Genomic DNA, 16,529 nt, shown 5'->3' on the forward strand with positions numbered 1-16,529 from the left:
CGATGGGCGCGAAGCGCACGCTACGGATACGTTCCGCAGCCCTGGTCGCGACGCTACTCACGGTGACCGCCCCGGCGCAGCCGGCCAGCCCCGACCGAGCCGACCGGCCGGGCCGAGCAGAGCAGGCCGAGCAGCCGGACCTGCGCCCGTTCTACGAGCAACGCGTCACCTGGCACCCCTGCGAGGACCTACCGCAGAACCCGGAGGACATGACCTGCGCGGAGGTCACCGTCCCCCTCGACTACGCCGCCCCGGACCAGGGCACCCTGCGCATCGCCCTGGCCCGCATCACGGCCGCCACCGACGACCCCGAAGGCTCGCTGCTGCTGAACTTCGGCGGCCCGGGCGACCCCGGCATCGTCACCCTCGCCGGCTTCGGCAGGACCTTCAACGAGTTCACCGACGCGTACGACGTGGTCACCTTCGATCCGCGCGGCGTCGGCCGGAGCTCCCCCGTGAGCTGCGGCGACAGCGCCCCGCCCGTCTTCACCGGCGCGGACCCGGACGCCTTCGCCGAGCAGGCGGACGCCCACTACGAGGAGTGCCGCCGCGCCTCGGGCCCCGTACTGCCGTACGTGGGGACCATCAACACGGCCCGTGACCTGGACGTCATCCGGCACGCCCTCGGGGACGACCGCCTCAACTACCTGGGCTTCTCCTACGGGACCCGGCTCGGTGCCGCGTACGCCGCCGAGTTCCCGCACCGCGTCGGCCGGATGGTCCTCGACGGCGTCGACACCCTCACCGAGCCGCTGGTCGAACAGGGCCTGGTGACCGCGGAGGGGCGGCAGCGGGCGCTGGACGACTTCGCCACCTGGTGCGCCACCCGCAGTGACTGTCCGCTGGGGACCAACGCCCGGGACGCCAAGCTCGCCGTCACCCGACTGGTCGAGCGCGTCACGGCCGAGCCGATCACCCTCTACGACGGTTCGCTGTTCACGGTCGACACACTGGTCTCCGCGCTGTCGGCCACGCTGTACAGCCAGTCCAATTGGCCGGCGCTGTCCCTCGCCCTGACCTCGCTGATCGAGGACGACGACCCGATCCCGCTGCTGGCGACCTCCATGCCGGTCCCGGTCACCGGCGCCCCCCACCCCCGGGGCAGGGAGGTGCCCGCCGTGCCCCTGGACAACGGATCGGCCGCGCTGACCGCAGTCAACTGCGCGGACGACCCCGACCGGCCGACCGCCGCCGAGTTGTCCGGTCCGGCGTACGAACGGCTGCTCGCCGACTACACCGCCGCCTCGCCCGTCTTCGGTCCCGCCCAGCTGAGTCAGGTCCTGTTGTGCACGGGCTACCCGCCGGGCAGTGACTTCGTCCGCTCGATCCATGACGTTCCGACGCCGAAGTTCCTGCTGGTGGGCACGCGCGGGGACCCCGCGACGCCCTACCGGTGGACCGTCGAGACCGCCCGCCGCCTCGGTGACTCGGCCGTCGTCCTGGACAACCGGGGCGAGGGCCACGGCGGTTACCTCTCGTCCAAGTGCGTGAAGCGGGTGGTGGACGCGTTCTTCCTGGAGGGGGACCTGCCCGCTTCGGGGCGTTCCTGCCCCGCCGACCCGGTGGACCCCGCCCTGTTGCCCGGCTCCTGAACGCGGCCCCACTCCTGAACACTCCTGGACACTGCTGGACCGGGTCCGGGTGAACAGGCAGGAGCCCCGCCTCCCGCCGCGGCAGGCGCGGAGGGAGCGGGGCTCCTTGGGTACTGCTATCCGTTCCGGATCGGTCCCCGAGTGACCTCGGGAGTCCCGCTACAGCGGGGTGACGTTCTCCGCCTGCGGGCCCTTCGGGCCCTGCGTGACGTCGAAGCTCACGGCCTGGTTCTCCTCAAGGGAGCGGAACCCGGCCGCGTTGATCGCGGAGTAGTGGACGAAGACATCGGGGCCCCCGCCTTCCTGGGCGATGAAACCAAAGCCCTTTTCGGCGTTGAACCACTTCACGGTTCCGGTAGCCATAAGCCCTCCTTGGGCCAAAGGGTTGCCCTGCTCCAGAACCTGCTGTTGTAACAACTGCAAAAGTCTGAAAACGACAAAAGCCTGCGGGTTACATGCTCCGCAGGCTCTGTACTGCAAGGGAAACCAAACTGCAACTTGCGTTGAGCTTAGCACGGAGCCCCGGGAAAGCGATAGAGGTCAAGATCACGTCACCCGGATGTTTGAGTCGGGCCGTTGGCCTTGACGCGGGGGTGTCGTGTCGGAGCCGCGCCGAGGTGACGTCGGAGCCCCTGTCGAAGCCCTCCGCAGACCCTGCCGGGGGTCTTGTCGGGGTGTTGTCGGGGTCCTGTCGGAGTCAATAGCCGGCAAGGCGACGGGGCATAACCCGTTGCCCCTTGCCGCCGGCTCGCGAGGCCCGGCCGGCACCCCCGGCTCGCCCTCGGCGCACTCCCGTCCCGCCGTCCGGAACACCGTCCGGAACGCCCTCCGGCGCACCGTGACGGGCGCCCCCCTGCGCCCGCCGCGCGCCCCCGCGGGCTAGCCTCGCGATGTGGACAATTCTCCCGCGGCACCCCTGCCGGTCCAGGACGCCACCGCGCCCTCGGCCGCCGGCCGTACCCGGCCCCGTGTCGGGCACATCCAGTTCCTGAACTGCGTACCCCTGTACTGGGGGCTCGCGCGGACCGGAACGCTCCTCGACCTCGAACTGATGAAGGACACCCCCGAACAGCTGAGCGAGCACCTCGTGGAGGGCCGGCTGGACATCGGGCCCATCACCCTCGTGGAGTTCCTGAAGCACGCGGACGACCTGGTCGCCTTCCCCGACATCGCGGTGGGCTGCGACGGCCCGGTCATGTCCTGCGTGATCGTCTCCCAAGTGCCGCTGGACCGGCTGGACGGGGCCCGGGTCGCCCTGGGTTCCACCTCGCGGACCTCCGTGCGCCTGGCGCAACTCCTGCTGGCCGAGCGCTTCGGAGTGCGCCCCGACTACTACACCTGCCCGCCGGACCTGGGCCTGATGATGCAGGAGGCGGACGCGGCGGTCCTGATCGGGGACGCGGCCCTGCGGGCGAACCTGCACTACGCGCCCCGGCTCGGGCTCCAGGTGCACGACCTGGGTGAGTTGTGGAAGGAGTGGACGGGGCTGCCCTTCGTGTTCGCCGTGTGGGCGGCCCGTCGTGACTACCTGGAGCGGGAGCCCGAGGTGGTGCGCCAGGTGCACGAGGCGTTCCTCGCCTCCCGTGACCTGTCGTTGGAGGAGGTCACCAAGGTGGCCGAACAGGCCGCGCGGTGGGAGACGTTCGACACGGAGGTACTGGAACGGTACTTCCGGACGCTCGACTTCCGTTTTGCCGCTCCGCAGCTGGCCGCCGTCTCCGAGTTCGCCCGTCGGGTGGGCCCGACGACCGGCTTCCCGGCGGACGTCCGGGTGCGACTCCTCCCGTCGTGAGCGGACCGCGTCCGGCCGGGCCACCGCCCCCTCCCGCCGGAAGCCGGCACCCTGCACCGCAGCCGAACGCCGAGCACCGCACCCGAACGCCGTGCACCGGACCCGAACGCCGCGCAACGAACCCGAACGGGTCGGAACGGAACGCAACGGAACGGAGCACGACGGAACGGAACACGACGGAACACGACGGAACCGCGCGGTACCGGGTTTCCGCGCGCTGGTCGTGCGCTGGTCGTGCGCATTCCGCGTGAATCGCTTTAGCGGCGTCAAAGCGTGCTGACGGCGTCCTGGAATTCCCCGGGGCGTCACCGTGCATTTCCCTAACCCCCGGCGGGCCTTCCGACCCCGGGCCCGGGGGGACGCAACCGGGCACGGTCCCCGCTCCGCGCGGAACGGGACGGTCCCGTTCGACGCGCCAATCATGTCCGGCGTCAATTACGGGGGCATTTGCGGGACGAACGGGAACGTCCCCGGCAACGGGTTTTCCCTGAACGGCGACTGAGGGGGCGTCCGGGCCCGGGGGGACTCCCGCGGCACGGGTCGAATCCGTATCCGCCCGGACGCCGACCCGACGGCCCCGCACCGCCCCCGTACCGCGCGGGGCTACGCTGCTGCGCACAGCCATGTGCTTCTGGGGGAGGCCGACGTCGTGCAGCCGGGCACCGTACAACCACTCGACGTCGACGAACCGACCGCCATCGGCCCCTACCGCCTGGTCGGCCGCCTCGGCTCCGGCGGGATGGGCCGGGTCTACCTCGGGCGCAGCGCCGGCGGCCGGACGGTCGCCGTCAAGGTCGTGCACCCGCACTTCGCTCGCGACGAGGAGTTCCGGGCCCGGTTCCGCCGTGAGGTGGCCGCCGCCCAGCGGGTCGGCGGTGCCTGGACGGCCCCCGTCCTGGACGCCGACCCGACCGCCGCGGTGCCCTGGGTGGCGACCGGTTACGTCGCGGGCCCCTCGCTGGCCCGCGCGGTCGGCGGCCCGGACGGGCCCGTACCGCTTCCCGCGCACACGGTCCGCACCCTCGGTGCGGGGCTCGCCGAAGCCTTGGTCCGGGTGCACGGGCTGCGGCTCGTCCACCGCGACGTGAAGCCCTCGAACGTGCTCCTCACCCTCGACGGTCCGCGGCTGATCGACTTCGGCATCGCCCGGGCGACCGACGGCACCACCACCCTCACCTCCACCGGCGTCTCCATCGGCTCACCCGGCTACATGGCGCCCGAGCAGATCCTCGGCGGGGACGTCACGGGCGCGGCGGACGTCTTCTCGCTCGGCGCGGTCCTGGCCTTCGCCGCGAGCGGTGCGTCCCCGTTCCCCGGGGACTCCTCGGCCTCGCTGCTCTACCGGGTCGTCCACGAGGAGCCGGAGCTGACGGGGGTCACCGGGGAACTGCGCGAGGTCGTGGCCGCCTGTCTGGCGAAGGACCCCGACGACCGGCCGGACGCCGCGGAACTGGTGCGGCGACTGGCGCCCGGGGGCACCGCCCCGCTGGTGGCCGCCGGCTGGCTGCCGACGGCGCTGGTGGCCGAGGTGAGCCGGGTGGCGGTGGGCCTGCTGGACCTGGACGCGGTCCCGCACCGGGAACCCCCGGCACCCGCCGCCGGCCCCACCGGCCCGGTCCCCTTCACCAGCCCGTCCGTGGGCGGCCCCGGCACGACCCTGCCCGGCGGTGGTCGGGTGGGGCCGCCGCCGCCCTTCCCGCCCGCGGCCGTCCCCCCGGCGCCGGCCGCCGTCCCCGCCGAGGCCCCGATCGACACCGCGCCGCCCGGCCGGATCTCCGTCGAGGCGAGCGCCGAACGCACGGCGGACGTCCGCGGCCGCCGTCGCCGGGTGAGCTGCACGATCGCCCTGGTCGTGGTGGGCGCCCTGGCCGCCGTCTCGGTGGGCTCGACGTTCTGGTTCGACCTGCTCGGCGGGGGCAGTTCGGGTGACCGTGCGCCGGGCTCCTCCGACGCCAAACGACCGGCCGTGCCCGAGCGGTACCTCGGCACCTGGGAGGGCGAGGGCTTCGCCCTGTCCGACACCCTGCCGATGGGCACCTTCACCGTCACCGTCCGGCAGGCCGCGAAGGGCGCCACGGTCGGGACGTTCCGGCAGGTCGACCCGATCGAAGGGGTCTGCGAGAACGTCCTGGTGTTGCGCAGCGCCGACGCGAAGCGCCTCGTCGCCACCGGCCGTCCCCTGGAGTCGAACCCGTACCAGTGCACGACCGGGGCCCACGAGGTCCGGTTGGTGCCGACCGAGGAGGGCTTGCGCTACGAGTCCGACAACGCACGGGCGGGCAACCCCACGGCCCGACTGAGGAAGGTCTCCTGAGCTGCGGGGAAGGTCCTCGGGTTACGGGGCGCACTCCGCGGCGCCGCGCTCCGTGGTGAGCTCGAAGGTCTGCCACACGCCCCGCTCGCTCAGCCGTAGCCGGGTCTCGTAGAGCACGTGGGCGTCCGCCCCGCGCGGGGCCGGGCCGACCTTGCCGGTCACCCGGTTCTTGGGGGACAGCCTCGATTCGTCGGCGCAGAAGGACAGGGCCGCGCGGGGCCGGTCCGGAAGGTCCAGCAGACCGTCGGGGAGGTCGAGGTCCGGCTTGAAGTAACGGACGAAGCCCGTGGGCCGGGAGCCGGAGGCGACGCCGTCGCGGGTGTGCGCGCGGACGGTCGACAGGGCCTTCCCGGTGAAGAAGAACTCCACCGCCCCCGTGGTGGTCTCGCCGCTGACCAGCGCGTCCAGCACCGCGCCCCGCGCCAGACCGGCGTCGCCCAGCAGCAGGTCCCGCTCGGAGTCGTGGGTCACCCAGGTCTCGTACCGCTCCGTGAGGTCACGGGGGAGGGTGACGTCGGGGCGTTCGGTGCGGGGCAGGGCGCTGCCGGTTTCGAGCGGCGCGACGGAGGCGCTGAGCGTGGGCGTGGGGGCGGCCCGCTGCGTCGCCCCGTCCTTCGACCCGCCTGCGCAGCCTGTGAGCAGCAGGGTCGTCGCCAGCCCGAACGCCGCGGCGGACCGTGCCGTCCACCCGGGGCCCCGGAGCCCGCCGCCGGACCCCGTCGTGACCGTGCGCATGTGTCGTCTCCTCGCTGCGTGCCCCCGGAGAGGCCCCCCACCCGCGGGTCGGGGTCTCCCGTGCGGTGACGACGGGAACCGGGCCCACGGTTGCGCCCTTCCCCTGACGGTGTGATTTCGGCCAACGTCCGTCCCGGGACGCGGAAACGGTATCCAGGCGGGCGCCGGGGTGGCCAGGGTGGACCCCGCGAGCGGTGGGCAGCGGGCCGACCGCCGGGGGAGCGGGGGCGGCATGGGTACGGGCGGGGCGGTCGTGACGGTGGTGGCGGCGCTGTGGGGGCTCGCCGCCGGTGCGTTGCTCCCCCGGGTGGCGTACCGCCTGTCGGTGGAGCCCGGCGAACCCTGGCGCGCGCACGACCCGCACGGGCGCCCGCTGCCCCGCGGGGTGCGCGGCTGGCTGGGCCCGGCGCGCTGCGCCGAGGGCCGCCTGGGCCCCGGGACGCCGCTGGTCGCAGGGGTGACGGCGGTCGTCTGCGCGCTGCTCGCGGGCACCACCGGAGTACGGCCGGAAGTCGCCGTTTGGCTGCTGCTGGTGCCGCCGGCGGTGCTGCTCGCCCTCGTGGACCTGGCGGTGAAGCGGCTGCCCGACGTGCTGACCCTGCCGCTCGCCGCCGCCGCGCCGGTGCTCCTGGGCGCCGCCGCCCTGCTCCCCGGCCACGGGGGCAGTTGGCCGGGCGCCCTGCTCGGTGCGCTGGTGCTGGGCGCCGGATACCTCGTCCTGTTCCTGGTGAACCCCGACGGCATGGGCTTTGGCGACGTGAAGCTCGCCCTGTCGCTCGGCGCCGCCCTCGGCTGGTACGGCTGGGGCGCCGTCCTCGTCGGCACCTTCGCCGGGTTCCTGTTCGCCGCGCTGTACGGGGCGGTGCTGGTGGTGCGGCGGCGCGCGACCCGGCGCACGGCCATCCCCTTCGGGCCGTTCCTGCTCGGCGGGGCCCTCGTCGGCGTCCTGCTCGGCGGGTACGGGGCCTGACGGCGGCCCGTTCCCGGGAGCCGCACCCCGCTGACGTACGCTGGATCGGACCGACCAACCCCTGCCGAAAGGGACCGCCCGGTGACCGAGAAGGCCGGCCTCCAGCCCATCCTCGACCGTGCCGCCGCGGGTGGCCGGATCACGCCCGAGGAAGCCCTCGACCTGTACCGGGACGCGCCGCTGCACGCCCTGGGCTCCGCCGCCGACGCCGTCCGCCGGCTGCGGTACGCGGGGACCGAGCACATCGCGACGTACATCATCGAGCGGAACATCAACTACACCAACGTGTGCGTGACGGCGTGCAAGTTCTGCGCCTTCTACGCGGCCCCCAAGGACAAGAAGAAGGGCTGGACGCGCGAGCTCGACGACATCCTGCGCCGCTGCGCGGAGACCGTCGAACTCGGCGGCACCCAGATCATGTTCCAGGGCGGCCACCACCCCGACTACGGCGTCGAGTACTACGAGGAGCACTTCGCCGCGATCAAGGGGGCGTTCCCGCAGCTCGTCATCCACTCCCTCGGCGCCTCCGAGGTCGAGCACATGGCGCGGATCTCCAAGGTCTCCGTGGAGGAGGCCGTCACCCGCATCCACGCGGCCGGGCTGGACTCGTTCGCCGGGGCCGGCGCGGAGCTGCTGCCGGCCCGCCCGCGCAAGGCCATCGCCCCGCTCAAGGAGAGCGGCGAGCGCTGGCTGGAGATCATGGAGACGGCGCACGGCCTGGGCGTCGAGTCCACGTCCACCATGCTCATGGGGACCGGCGAGACCAACGCCGAGCGCATCGAGCACCTGCGGATGATCCGGGACGTACAGGACCGCACGGGCGGCTTCCGCGCCTTCATCCCGTACACGTACCAGCCGGAGAACAACCACCTCAAGGGCCGTACGCAGGCCACCCTCTTCGAGTACCTGCGCATGATCGCGATCGCCCGGCTCTTCTTCGACAACGTCGCGCACATCCAGGGCTCCTGGCTGACCACCGGCAAGGAGGTCGGCCAACTCTCCCTGCACTACGGCGCGGACGACCTCGGGTCGATCATGCTGGAGGAGAACGTCGTCTCCTCGGCCGGGGCCAAGCACCGGTCCAACCGGCTGGAGATCATCGACCTGATCCGCAAGGCCGGGCGGGTCCCCGCGCAGCGGGCCACCACGTACGAGCACCTGGTGGTGCACGACGACCCGGCGAACGACCCGGTGGACGAGCGGGTGCAGTCGCACATCTCCTCGACCGCCATCGCCGGGGGCACCGCGCACCCCGAACTCAAGCTCCTCAGCAGCAACTGACCCGCCGGTGCTGACCCTCCACACCGGCCGGGAACTGGTCCTCGACTGGGACGGCGGCCCGTCCGTGCCGCACGGCGCGGTCGCCGTACGCGGGGACCGGATCGCCGCGATCGGCGCGCTCGACGTCCTGCGGGAGCGGTTCCCCACCGCCCGGGTGCGGTCCTGGCCCGGGGTGCTCGGTCCGGGGCGGGTGCACGACGGCGCACTGCCCGGGGCGCCCTCGCCCCGGGAGCGGGTGCACGCGGTGCTCACCACGGGCGGCGTCGCCGTGGTGGCCGGCCACCTCACCGATCCGGCCCTGCGGTCCGCGGCCGAGCGGGCCGGGGTCCTCGTCCGCCCCGACGGACGGCCGTTGGCGCTCGCCGAGTCGGCCCGCGCGGACCTCGCCGCCTTCGACGGCGACCCGCTCGGGGGCGCCCCGGGCGAATGCCTCGTCACGGTCTGCGCCGGCCGCATCGTGCACCGCCGCCGATAGCGCCCCCGTCCCGGGCGGGCGGCGGGGGGCTGCGACAATGGGGGGGTGACCCGCGCATCCCTGGACAAGCAGCCGCACGACGTCGCTTCGATGTTCGACGACGTCGCGGAACGCTACGACCTCACCAATGACGTGCTGTCCCTCGGACAGGACCGGATCTGGCGCCGCGAGGTCGCCAAGGCGGTGGACGCCCGGCCCGCGCAGAAGGTCCTGGACCTGGCCGCCGGAACCGCCACCTCCTCCCTCCCGTTCGTCCGCGCCGGCGCCTACGTCGTGCCCTGCGACTTCTCCCTCGGCATGCTCAAGGTCGGCAAGCGGCGCAACCCCTGGCTGCCGCTCACGGCGGGCGACGCGACCCGACTGCCGTTCAAGGACGACACCTTCGACGCGGTCACCATCTCCTTCGGGCTGCGCAACGTCCACGGCACCGAGCGGGCCCTGCGCGAGATGCTGCGCGTCACCCGGCCCGGCGGACGCGTCGTCATCTGCGAGTTCTCCCACCCCACCTGGGCCCCGCTGCGCACCGCCTACAGCGAGTACCTGATGCGCGCCCTGCCGCCGGTGGCCCGCGCGGTGTCCTCGAACCCCGAGGCGTACGTGTACCTCGCCGAGTCCATCCGCGACTGGCCGGACCAGCCCCGGTTGGCCGCGATGCTGCAGGACACGGGTTGGTCGCGGGTCGCCTGGCGGAACCTGTCGGGCGGGATCGTGACCCTGCACCGGGGCTTCAAGCAGGGCTGAGCCCCCGTCGCTCGCACCCCGTTGCGGTACGGGGCCGTCCACTCCCGGTCGAATCGGCCCAACTTCCTTGCGCAGATGTCTGGATGACGGGAACCGGTGGCACCGAAGATGTGTCCGTTGACTACGTGATCGCGCCCCGTAGCGGGTGTCTCACTCCCGGTCCCGGACGACGGAGCGTGCCCTGATGGCGTCGTACTGCCCGTACTGCGGAACACCCGCTCCCGAAGAGGGTCGCTTCTGCATGAGCTGCGGGCGGGAACGCCCGCTCGTGCCCGACCCCCCGACGGCGCCACCGGCGCCCCAGGCCCCGCCCGTGCCGACCGGCCCGCCCACCGGCCAGGTGCCCACCGGCCAGGTGTCGACGGCGAAGGTCCCGCCCGCGCCGCCCGGCGCCCCACCCTCACCCACGCCGCCCGTACCCGTCCCGCCCCCGCCGGCTCCCGGCGGGGCCGTCGGGGAGCCCGAACTCATCGCCTCCAGCGCACCGCCGCCGCCTCCCGTCGGACAGGTCCCCCCGGCCGCACCGGGGTTCACCGCCCACCCGCCCGGTCACGTACTGCCGCCGCCCCCGGCCCCGCCGTCCAGCGCGGGCCCGTTCCTGCGGCGGGCCTTCGGCGGAGACTGGGGCGGGGCGCTCCAGGCCGCCGTGTGGCCGCTGGTGCTCCTGGTGGCGGTCACCTTCGCGCTCGCCGCGCCCACCTACGGTCAGGACACGTCCGACCCGGACGCCGTGGGCTTCGGCGACCGCTTCCAGGTCAGCCTCGGCATGGTGCTCCAGTCGGTGGGCGGGGACGTCACGTTCCAGGAGTCCCGATCGGAGGGCGACGAGTACGGGGACGAATACGGCGACGATTACGGGGACACGTACGGATCGGACTCCTCGGCGCTCGGCGGCACGGACGGCACGGACGGCGAGAAGGTCGAGATATCGCTGGTCCCGCTCACCGTCACGGCCCTGTGGCTGCTCGCCCTCTACGGCGGACTGCGGGCCCTGCGCACCCGGACCCGGCAACGGTCCGCCCTCGGCTTCCCGGCGCCCGGCGCCCCGGCGGACCCCTGGGCGGCGGCCACGCCGTGGACCCGGGGCGCCACCTCCGGGCTCGAAGCGGCCGTGCGGGTCAGCGTGCTCGTCGCCGGCGGGGTGCTGGTGCTGGCCCTGTTCGCCCGGCCCTCCATCAAGGACGTCGAGATGTCCGGGGCGCTGTGGGCGGTCCCGGGCGCGCTGCTGCTGAGCGCGGTGCTGTCGGCGGTCGTCCTCGGCCGTGACGAACACGCCGGCTGGCTCGCCGCCCGGCCGGGCCTGCTGCGGTTCACCCAGGCGTTCGGCACCGCCCTGCGGGCGATGGGCTTCGCACTGGGCCTGTGCGCCGTGATCCTGCTCGTCGTCTACCTGCAACACGACGAGTTCGAGGACGGCGGTTCGCTGGGCGGCGACTACTCCTCGTACACCGTCGCCCTGCTCCTGCTGCTGAACTTCGCGGTGTCCGGGCTCGGTTTCTCCTGGGGCGCCGCCACCGGGGTGGAGGCCGGCAGCGGCGGGGGACGGGAGCGCGAGACCTTCGGCCTCTCCGAACTCGGCGATGCGGTCGGTGGGTGGGCGGTCGCCGGTTCGCTCACGGCGGGCGCGGTGTGCGCGGTGTTCCTGGGCGTCCTCGCGGCCCGTCGTCACCCGGGGACCGCGGACCGGGTGCTGGCGGGCGCGCTGTTCCTGGGGCTGCTCCTGGTCCTGGTGGCGATCGGCAGCTACGGGATGGAGCAGCAGGGTCCCGACGGCGGCTACGGGTCCTTCGGGGGCACGGAGATCGGTACTCAGGTGGGGGACGCCCTGCTCTTCGGGCTCCTGTGGGTCGCCGGCGGCATCCTGGTGGGTGCGTTGCTGGTCCGGATGGTTTCCCCTCCGACGGTGCGGGCACCTCAGCGGTAGCGGTACGTGTTCGGCTGCGGGCCGGCCGTTCGCGCAGTTCCCCGCGTGCGCGGTCCGGCTCGGGTGCGCTGCCCCTGATCGGGTGCGCTGTGCATTTCGCGCAGTTCCCCGCGCCCCTATCGGGGCACGCCTGCCGGCCCAGCAGCATCGCAAGGCGCCCCGTCAGGGCCCGCGCGCCCAGCGGAGCGCACCGGATCGGGGGCGCGGGGAACTGCGCGAGACCACAGCGCACCTGTGCAGGGCAGCGGAGTTCGGGCGGGTCGCACCGGATGGGGGCGCGGGGAACTGCGCATCCGCCCAGCGCACGCGGACTGAACCGCGCACGAGCACCGGGACGCACCAGATCGGGGGCACCGCGCACCGCACCGCACCGTACGCGTCAAACGCAACCCACCGCGGAGCCTACGTCCCGCAGGGCGACCGCTCCCGGCCCACCCCGTCCGGCTCGGGCCCGGGCCGCCGAGGCTCCCGCACCCCGGAGCCGCCGTCCCCCTCCCCGGGCCCCAGGTCGAACCAGACGGTGACCGTGGCGCCCCGCGGCACCTCGACCCCGGCCGCGGGGTACTGCCGCACCACGTAGTCGACGACGGCATGCTGCAGATCGGGCCGGTCGGGCGCGGTGAGCAGCACTCCGTGCGCCTGCGCGGCAGCCTTCGCGTCCACGGCCATCAGACCGACGAGCCGAGGGACCCGTACGTCATGTGTTCTGGGTGCAAAGCGCACAAACTCACCCCCAGTGGTACCGAAAAGGGTAGCTCCGACACCGGCCCGCCCGGAAGCGCCGCGACCCCGCGTACGCGGAGCGTGATGCCCGTCCCACGGGAGCGCGCTCATCAGGGCGCGCCCCCGGCACCGTGCACACGCCCCGCGGGCGCCGGGCCCTACAGGTCGAGCCGGAAGCAGTACGCCAGCCGTCCGCCCGGGGTGGCGAACTCCTCCGCCCGCTCCATGCCCAGCCGTTCGGTCACCGCGAGCGAGCGGGCGTTCTCGGAGTCCACCATCGCCACCACGTGCCGCACCCCGGCGCCGCGCACCGCGTCGAGCCCGGCGAGCGCCGCCGCGGTCGCGTACCCGCGCCCCCAGTGCGCGCGCCCCAGCCGCCAGCCGATCTCCATCTCGCCCACCGGCCCCCAGTCCCGCGGCCAGGGCTGCGCGCCGGCGAACCCCAGCACCTCACCGCCACCGTCACCGGTCACCGTCCAGAGACAGAAGCCGAGTTCCGCGTGGTGACGCCGTTGCCTGGCGGTCAACTCCTCGTACGCGGACGGTTCCGCCGACGTCCCGCCGAGGAAGTGCATCACCTCCGGGTCGTCGAACACCCGGTGCCAGTGGTGGGCGTCCTCGTGGGTGGGCACCCGCAGCCGCACCGCGGGGAGCGACACGGCGGACGGCGCGACGGACGGGACGGCGGGGCGTACGGGTTGACTCACTGGGCGGCCCTTCGGCTGGCTGGTCAGTTCCGCCTCATAGACTGCACGTGTCCCGTGCCGGACGGCACGTAGAAATCCACGTCCCTGGGGAGAACCCGCCGTGACCGAGCCGCTCTCCGAACACCGCGCAGATGTGATCGTCGTCGGGGCCGGACCGGCCGGCTCGACGACCGCGTACTACCTGGCCAAGGCGGGCCTGGACGTACTGCTGCTGGAGAAGACCGCCTTCCCGCGGGAGAAGGTCTGCGGCGACGGCCTCACCCCGCGCGCCACCAAACAGCTCGTCGCGATGGGCATCGACATCTCCGAGGAGGCGGGGTGGCTGCGCAACAAGGGTCTGCGGATCATCAGCGGCGGCACCCGGCTCCAGCTGGATTGGCCGGAACTCGCCAGCTTCCCGGACTACGGACTGGTCCGCAAACGCGACGACTTCGACGAACAACTCGCCCAGCAGGCCCAGAAGGCGGGCGCCCGGCTCTACGAACGCTGCAACGTCGGTGCACCCGTCACCGACCCCCGCACCGGCCGGATCACCGGTGTCGAGGCCAAGCTCGGTGACGAGAAGACGCCCGTCACCTTCCACGCCCCGGTCGTGGTCGCCGCGGACGGCAACTCCACCCGGCTGTCGCTGGCGATGGGGCTGCACCGGCGCGAGGACCGTCCGATGGGCGTCGCCGTGCGCACCTACTTCACCTCGCCCCGCCACGACGACGACTACCTGGAGTCCTGGCTGGAGCTGTGGGACCGGCGCGGCCCGGTGGACAAGCTGCTGCCGGGCTACGGCTGGGTCTTCGGCATGGGCGACGGCACGTCCAACGTCGGTCTCGGCGTCCTCAACACCACCGCCTCGTTCAAGGAGCTCGACTGGCGCGAGGTGCTGAAGGCGTGGTGCGCCTCGATGCCCGAGGAGTGGGGCTACACCGAGGAGAACATGACGACCCCGATCCGGGGCGCCGCGCTGCCGATGGCGTTCAACCGCCAACCCCACTACACGCGGGGGTTGCTGCTCGTCGGTGACGCGGGCGGGCTGGTCAACCCGTTCAACGGCGAGGGCATCGCGTACGCCATGGAGTCCGGGCAGATCGCGGCCGAGGTCATCGTCCAGGCCAACGCCCGTACGACGCCCGCGCAACGCGAACTCGCGCTCCAGCGGTACCCGAAGGTCCTCAAGGACACGTACGGCGGCTACTACAACCTCGGTCGCGCCTTCGTGAAGCTGATCGGGAACCCGAAGATCATGAAGCTCGCGAGCGAGCGCGGTCTGACGCATCCGGTGCTGATGCGCTTCACCCTCAAGATGCTCGCCAACCTCACCGACCCCACGGGGGGCGATGCGATGGACCGCATCATCAACGGCCTCACCAAGGTCACCCCCCGCGCCTGAGCGTGCGTGGGCGACCACCCGCGCCCCTGAAGGGGCTCTCCTCCCGAGCAGCGCACGCCCGCCGGGACGGGCCCGAAGGGGGCGCGGGGAACTGCGCGGGCAACCCCAGCGCACCCGCGGAACACGAAGGCCGTCACCCGGGGGAGAGCGACGGCCTTCGACGTGGTGCGGGAGGTGCGGGGCGCTCAGAGCACCCGGACGGCACCGTCGGCGGGGTAGCCCGACAGGTCCTGGATGACGACGCCCTTCGCGGGGTTCGCGGCGTCCAGGTACTGGCCGTTACCGATGTAGACGCCCGTGTGGTACGCCGAGCCGGCACCGCCCCAGTAGAGGATGTCGCCGACCTGGAGGTTCGACGTGCCGACCTGGGTGCCGGCCGTCGACTGCTGCTGCGAGGTGCGCGGCAGGTTGATGTTGGCCTGCTTGAAGGCGGCCTGGACGAGGCCCGAGCAGTCCCAGGAGCTGGGGCCCGTGGCACCCATGACGTAGGCGTCGCCCACCTGCGCCTTGAGGAAGGCGATGACGGCGTTCAGATTGCCGCTGGACGGGGTGGCGGCGCCCTGCTGGTTGCCGCTGGAGGACGAGTTGCCCGAGCCGGCGGAGCCGGAGCCGGAGGAGTTGCCCGAGTCGGAGGAACCGGACGAGCCGCCGGCGGCGGGGGCCGAAGCGGTGGCGAGCGCGGTGCGCTCGTCGGAGGTGCGGGAGGCGCGCTCCTCGGCCTTGCGCTCGGCCTCGGCGGCGGCGCGCTCCTCGGCCTTCTTCGCCTCCGCCTTGCGGACGGCCTCGTCGCGGTCCTTCTTCGCCTGCTTGGCGGCCTTCTCGGTGGCCGCGTCGCGCTCGGCCTCGACCTGCTCCTGCTGTGCCTGGAGCTCGTAGGTCGCGGCGGTGAGCTGGGTGGCGCTCGCCGAACGGGCGACCTGCACGGACAGGTCGGAGGAGAGCGTGGGGAGTTCGATGGTCTCGGTCACGGGCTCGGCGGCGGACGCCGATCCGGCCGAACCGGCCACCGCGAGGGTGCTGAGCACGCCACCGGCCACTCCGGCGCGCAGCTTCGTGGCGTTGCCGCGGCGGGGCTTCCGGTGGCTGGGTATGTGAGCGGTGTGGGACATGCTCCACCGCTATCAGGGGGTCACCGTTACCTTCAAGAAACGTGGCCTGCGCCACAGTTGCGCCGGGGCTGCCCTGAATCCCGGGCGTGTCGACCTTTATTGACGCCGTAACGGACAATGCGGGCGTTGGTGATCATGCCTGTGATCACACGGTTTCTTGTTTACGTCCGAATTGCCCTGCGCTTACCACTGGTTACGGAGGATGGCCAAGCCCGGTAAGTCACACAGGGCGTGTCGTGTGACGGAGGTCACAGAGGGGGCCTCTCGTCGTGCTCGCGGACGGCTTCCGGCAGCTCGATCGCGTCGGTGCCTCCCCTCGTTCCCATCCTCGCACACCGCGGCAGCTCCGTCGCTGTGCGTCGCCGTCGCCCTCCGTCACCACCCGCTGTCGGGGTGTCGTCGTCGGGGGGTGGGCGTCGCGCGGCCGCGCTCGTCGCGTCGACCGTCCCGAAGGTTCTGATTCAGATGGATCGTCCCGGTGACATCGCCTCTGTGACGGATGTGGCGTGAGAGGTGTTCTGGGGTGGCTGAAGCGTCGCCGCTCGTGAACGGGAGCGCGTAGTGGCGCCCGGCGGGCGGGTGTTCACATCGCGTTCACAGAGCCGGGTCGGAAGAGGGCGGATGTGAACGCGACTCCACTATCAAGGCATTGCGTCCAGCGCGAATTTGCCTGAACGGTGCATCGCTTGATAGTGCAAACCCCGTTTCACCTGCGCCGACGAGCCAACTTGTCACGTCTCGTGACCGCACCGCCGCTTCGCGTACGAAGATCACTGCTCATC

14 protein-coding genes are annotated in these 16,529 nt (G+C 72.8%); 9 read left to right on the top strand and 5 right to left on the bottom strand.

Annotated features, from left to right (window positions below):
- Positions 1-2 precede the first annotated feature (2 nt).
- Positions 3-1,592: an alpha/beta fold hydrolase gene (locus tag ACFYOU_RS18745; protein WP_391306915.1), complete on the top strand. Its 1,590-nt coding sequence runs from the start codon at positions 3-5 to the stop codon at positions 1,590-1,592.
- A gap of 159 nt (positions 1,593-1,751) precedes the next feature.
- Here ACFYOU_RS18745 and ACFYOU_RS18750 read toward each other — a convergent pair whose 3' ends face one another.
- Positions 1,752-1,955, bottom strand: a complete 204-nt coding sequence (locus ACFYOU_RS18750; RefSeq protein WP_385494970.1) for a cold-shock protein — start codon at positions 1,953-1,955, stop codon at positions 1,752-1,754.
- A 553-nt stretch (positions 1,956-2,508) separates the two neighbouring features.
- Here ACFYOU_RS18750 and ACFYOU_RS18755 point away from each other — a divergent pair.
- Together ACFYOU_RS18755 and ACFYOU_RS18760 are read left to right on the top strand one after the other, a co-directional pair.
- Positions 2,509-3,384, top strand: coding sequence for an MqnA/MqnD/SBP family protein (locus tag ACFYOU_RS18755; protein ID WP_391307237.1), 876 nt, complete (start codon positions 2,509-2,511; stop codon positions 3,382-3,384).
- Between the two features lie 649 nt (positions 3,385-4,033).
- A complete protein-coding gene (locus tag ACFYOU_RS18760) occupies positions 4,034-5,698 on the top strand; it encodes a protein kinase (protein ID WP_391306917.1) in 1,665 nt (554 codons plus the stop codon).
- A gap of 21 nt (positions 5,699-5,719) precedes the next feature.
- Here ACFYOU_RS18760 and ACFYOU_RS18765 read toward each other — a convergent pair whose 3' ends face one another.
- Positions 5,720-6,433, bottom strand: a complete 714-nt coding sequence (locus ACFYOU_RS18765) for a hypothetical protein (protein ID WP_391306919.1) — start codon at positions 6,431-6,433, stop codon at positions 5,720-5,722.
- Positions 6,434-6,665: 232 nt separating this feature from the next.
- Between ACFYOU_RS18765 and ACFYOU_RS18770 the strand changes: the two genes are divergently transcribed.
- The 5 genes from ACFYOU_RS18770 (at position 6,666) to ACFYOU_RS18790 (ending at position 11,824) form a co-directional block, all read left to right on the top strand.
- Positions 6,666-7,403: a prepilin peptidase gene (locus tag ACFYOU_RS18770; RefSeq protein ID WP_391306921.1), complete on the top strand. Its 738-nt coding sequence runs from the start codon at positions 6,666-6,668 to the stop codon at positions 7,401-7,403.
- Positions 7,404-7,484: 81 nt separating this feature from the next.
- Entirely contained in the window at positions 7,485-8,684 is a 1,200-nt protein-coding gene (gene mqnC / locus ACFYOU_RS18775) for a cyclic dehypoxanthinyl futalosine synthase (RefSeq protein ID WP_391306923.1), read from the top strand.
- Positions 8,685-8,691: 7 nt separating this feature from the next.
- Positions 8,692-9,159 carry a hypothetical protein gene (locus ACFYOU_RS18780; RefSeq protein WP_391306925.1) on the top strand — a complete coding sequence of 156 codons (468 nt, stop codon included), beginning with the start codon at positions 8,692-8,694 and terminating at the stop codon, positions 9,157-9,159.
- A gap of 45 nt (positions 9,160-9,204) precedes the next feature.
- Entirely contained in the window at positions 9,205-9,900 is a 696-nt protein-coding gene (locus ACFYOU_RS18785; protein WP_391306927.1) for a demethylmenaquinone methyltransferase, read from the top strand.
- Positions 9,901-10,084: 184 nt separating this feature from the next.
- Complete coding sequence (locus tag ACFYOU_RS18790) at positions 10,085-11,824, top strand: zinc ribbon domain-containing protein (protein ID WP_391306929.1); 1,740 nt, start codon at positions 10,085-10,087, stop codon at positions 11,822-11,824.
- A 402-nt stretch (positions 11,825-12,226) separates the two neighbouring features.
- Here the strand turns inward: ACFYOU_RS18790 and ACFYOU_RS18795 are convergent, their stop codons facing one another.
- On the bottom strand, positions 12,227-12,547 hold the full coding sequence (locus ACFYOU_RS18795) for a PASTA domain-containing protein (protein WP_389768516.1): 321 nt from the start codon (positions 12,545-12,547) through the stop codon (positions 12,227-12,229).
- Positions 12,548-12,705: 158 nt separating this feature from the next.
- Positions 12,706-13,254 carry a GNAT family N-acetyltransferase gene (locus tag ACFYOU_RS18800; RefSeq protein WP_389768514.1) on the bottom strand — a complete coding sequence of 183 codons (549 nt, stop codon included), beginning with the start codon at positions 13,252-13,254 and terminating at the stop codon, positions 12,706-12,708.
- 100 nt (positions 13,255-13,354) lie between these two features.
- Between ACFYOU_RS18800 and ACFYOU_RS18805 the strand changes: the two genes are divergently transcribed.
- Positions 13,355-14,638 carry a geranylgeranyl reductase family protein gene (locus tag ACFYOU_RS18805; RefSeq protein ID WP_385494982.1) on the top strand — a complete coding sequence of 428 codons (1,284 nt, stop codon included), beginning with the start codon at positions 13,355-13,357 and terminating at the stop codon, positions 14,636-14,638.
- A 185-nt stretch (positions 14,639-14,823) separates the two neighbouring features.
- On the opposite strand, the gene ACFYOU_RS18810 is transcribed toward ACFYOU_RS18805, so the two are convergent.
- Positions 14,824-15,747 (bottom strand): C40 family peptidase, encoded by a 924-nt coding sequence (locus ACFYOU_RS18810; protein WP_389768509.1) that lies wholly within the window; start codon positions 15,745-15,747, stop codon positions 14,824-14,826.
- Positions 15,748-16,529 lie beyond the last annotated feature (782 nt).

Origin of the sequence: Streptomyces sp. NPDC005955 (assembly GCF_042871255.1) — a bacterium.
Lineage (GTDB): Bacteria > Actinomycetota > Actinomycetes > Streptomycetales > Streptomycetaceae > Streptomyces.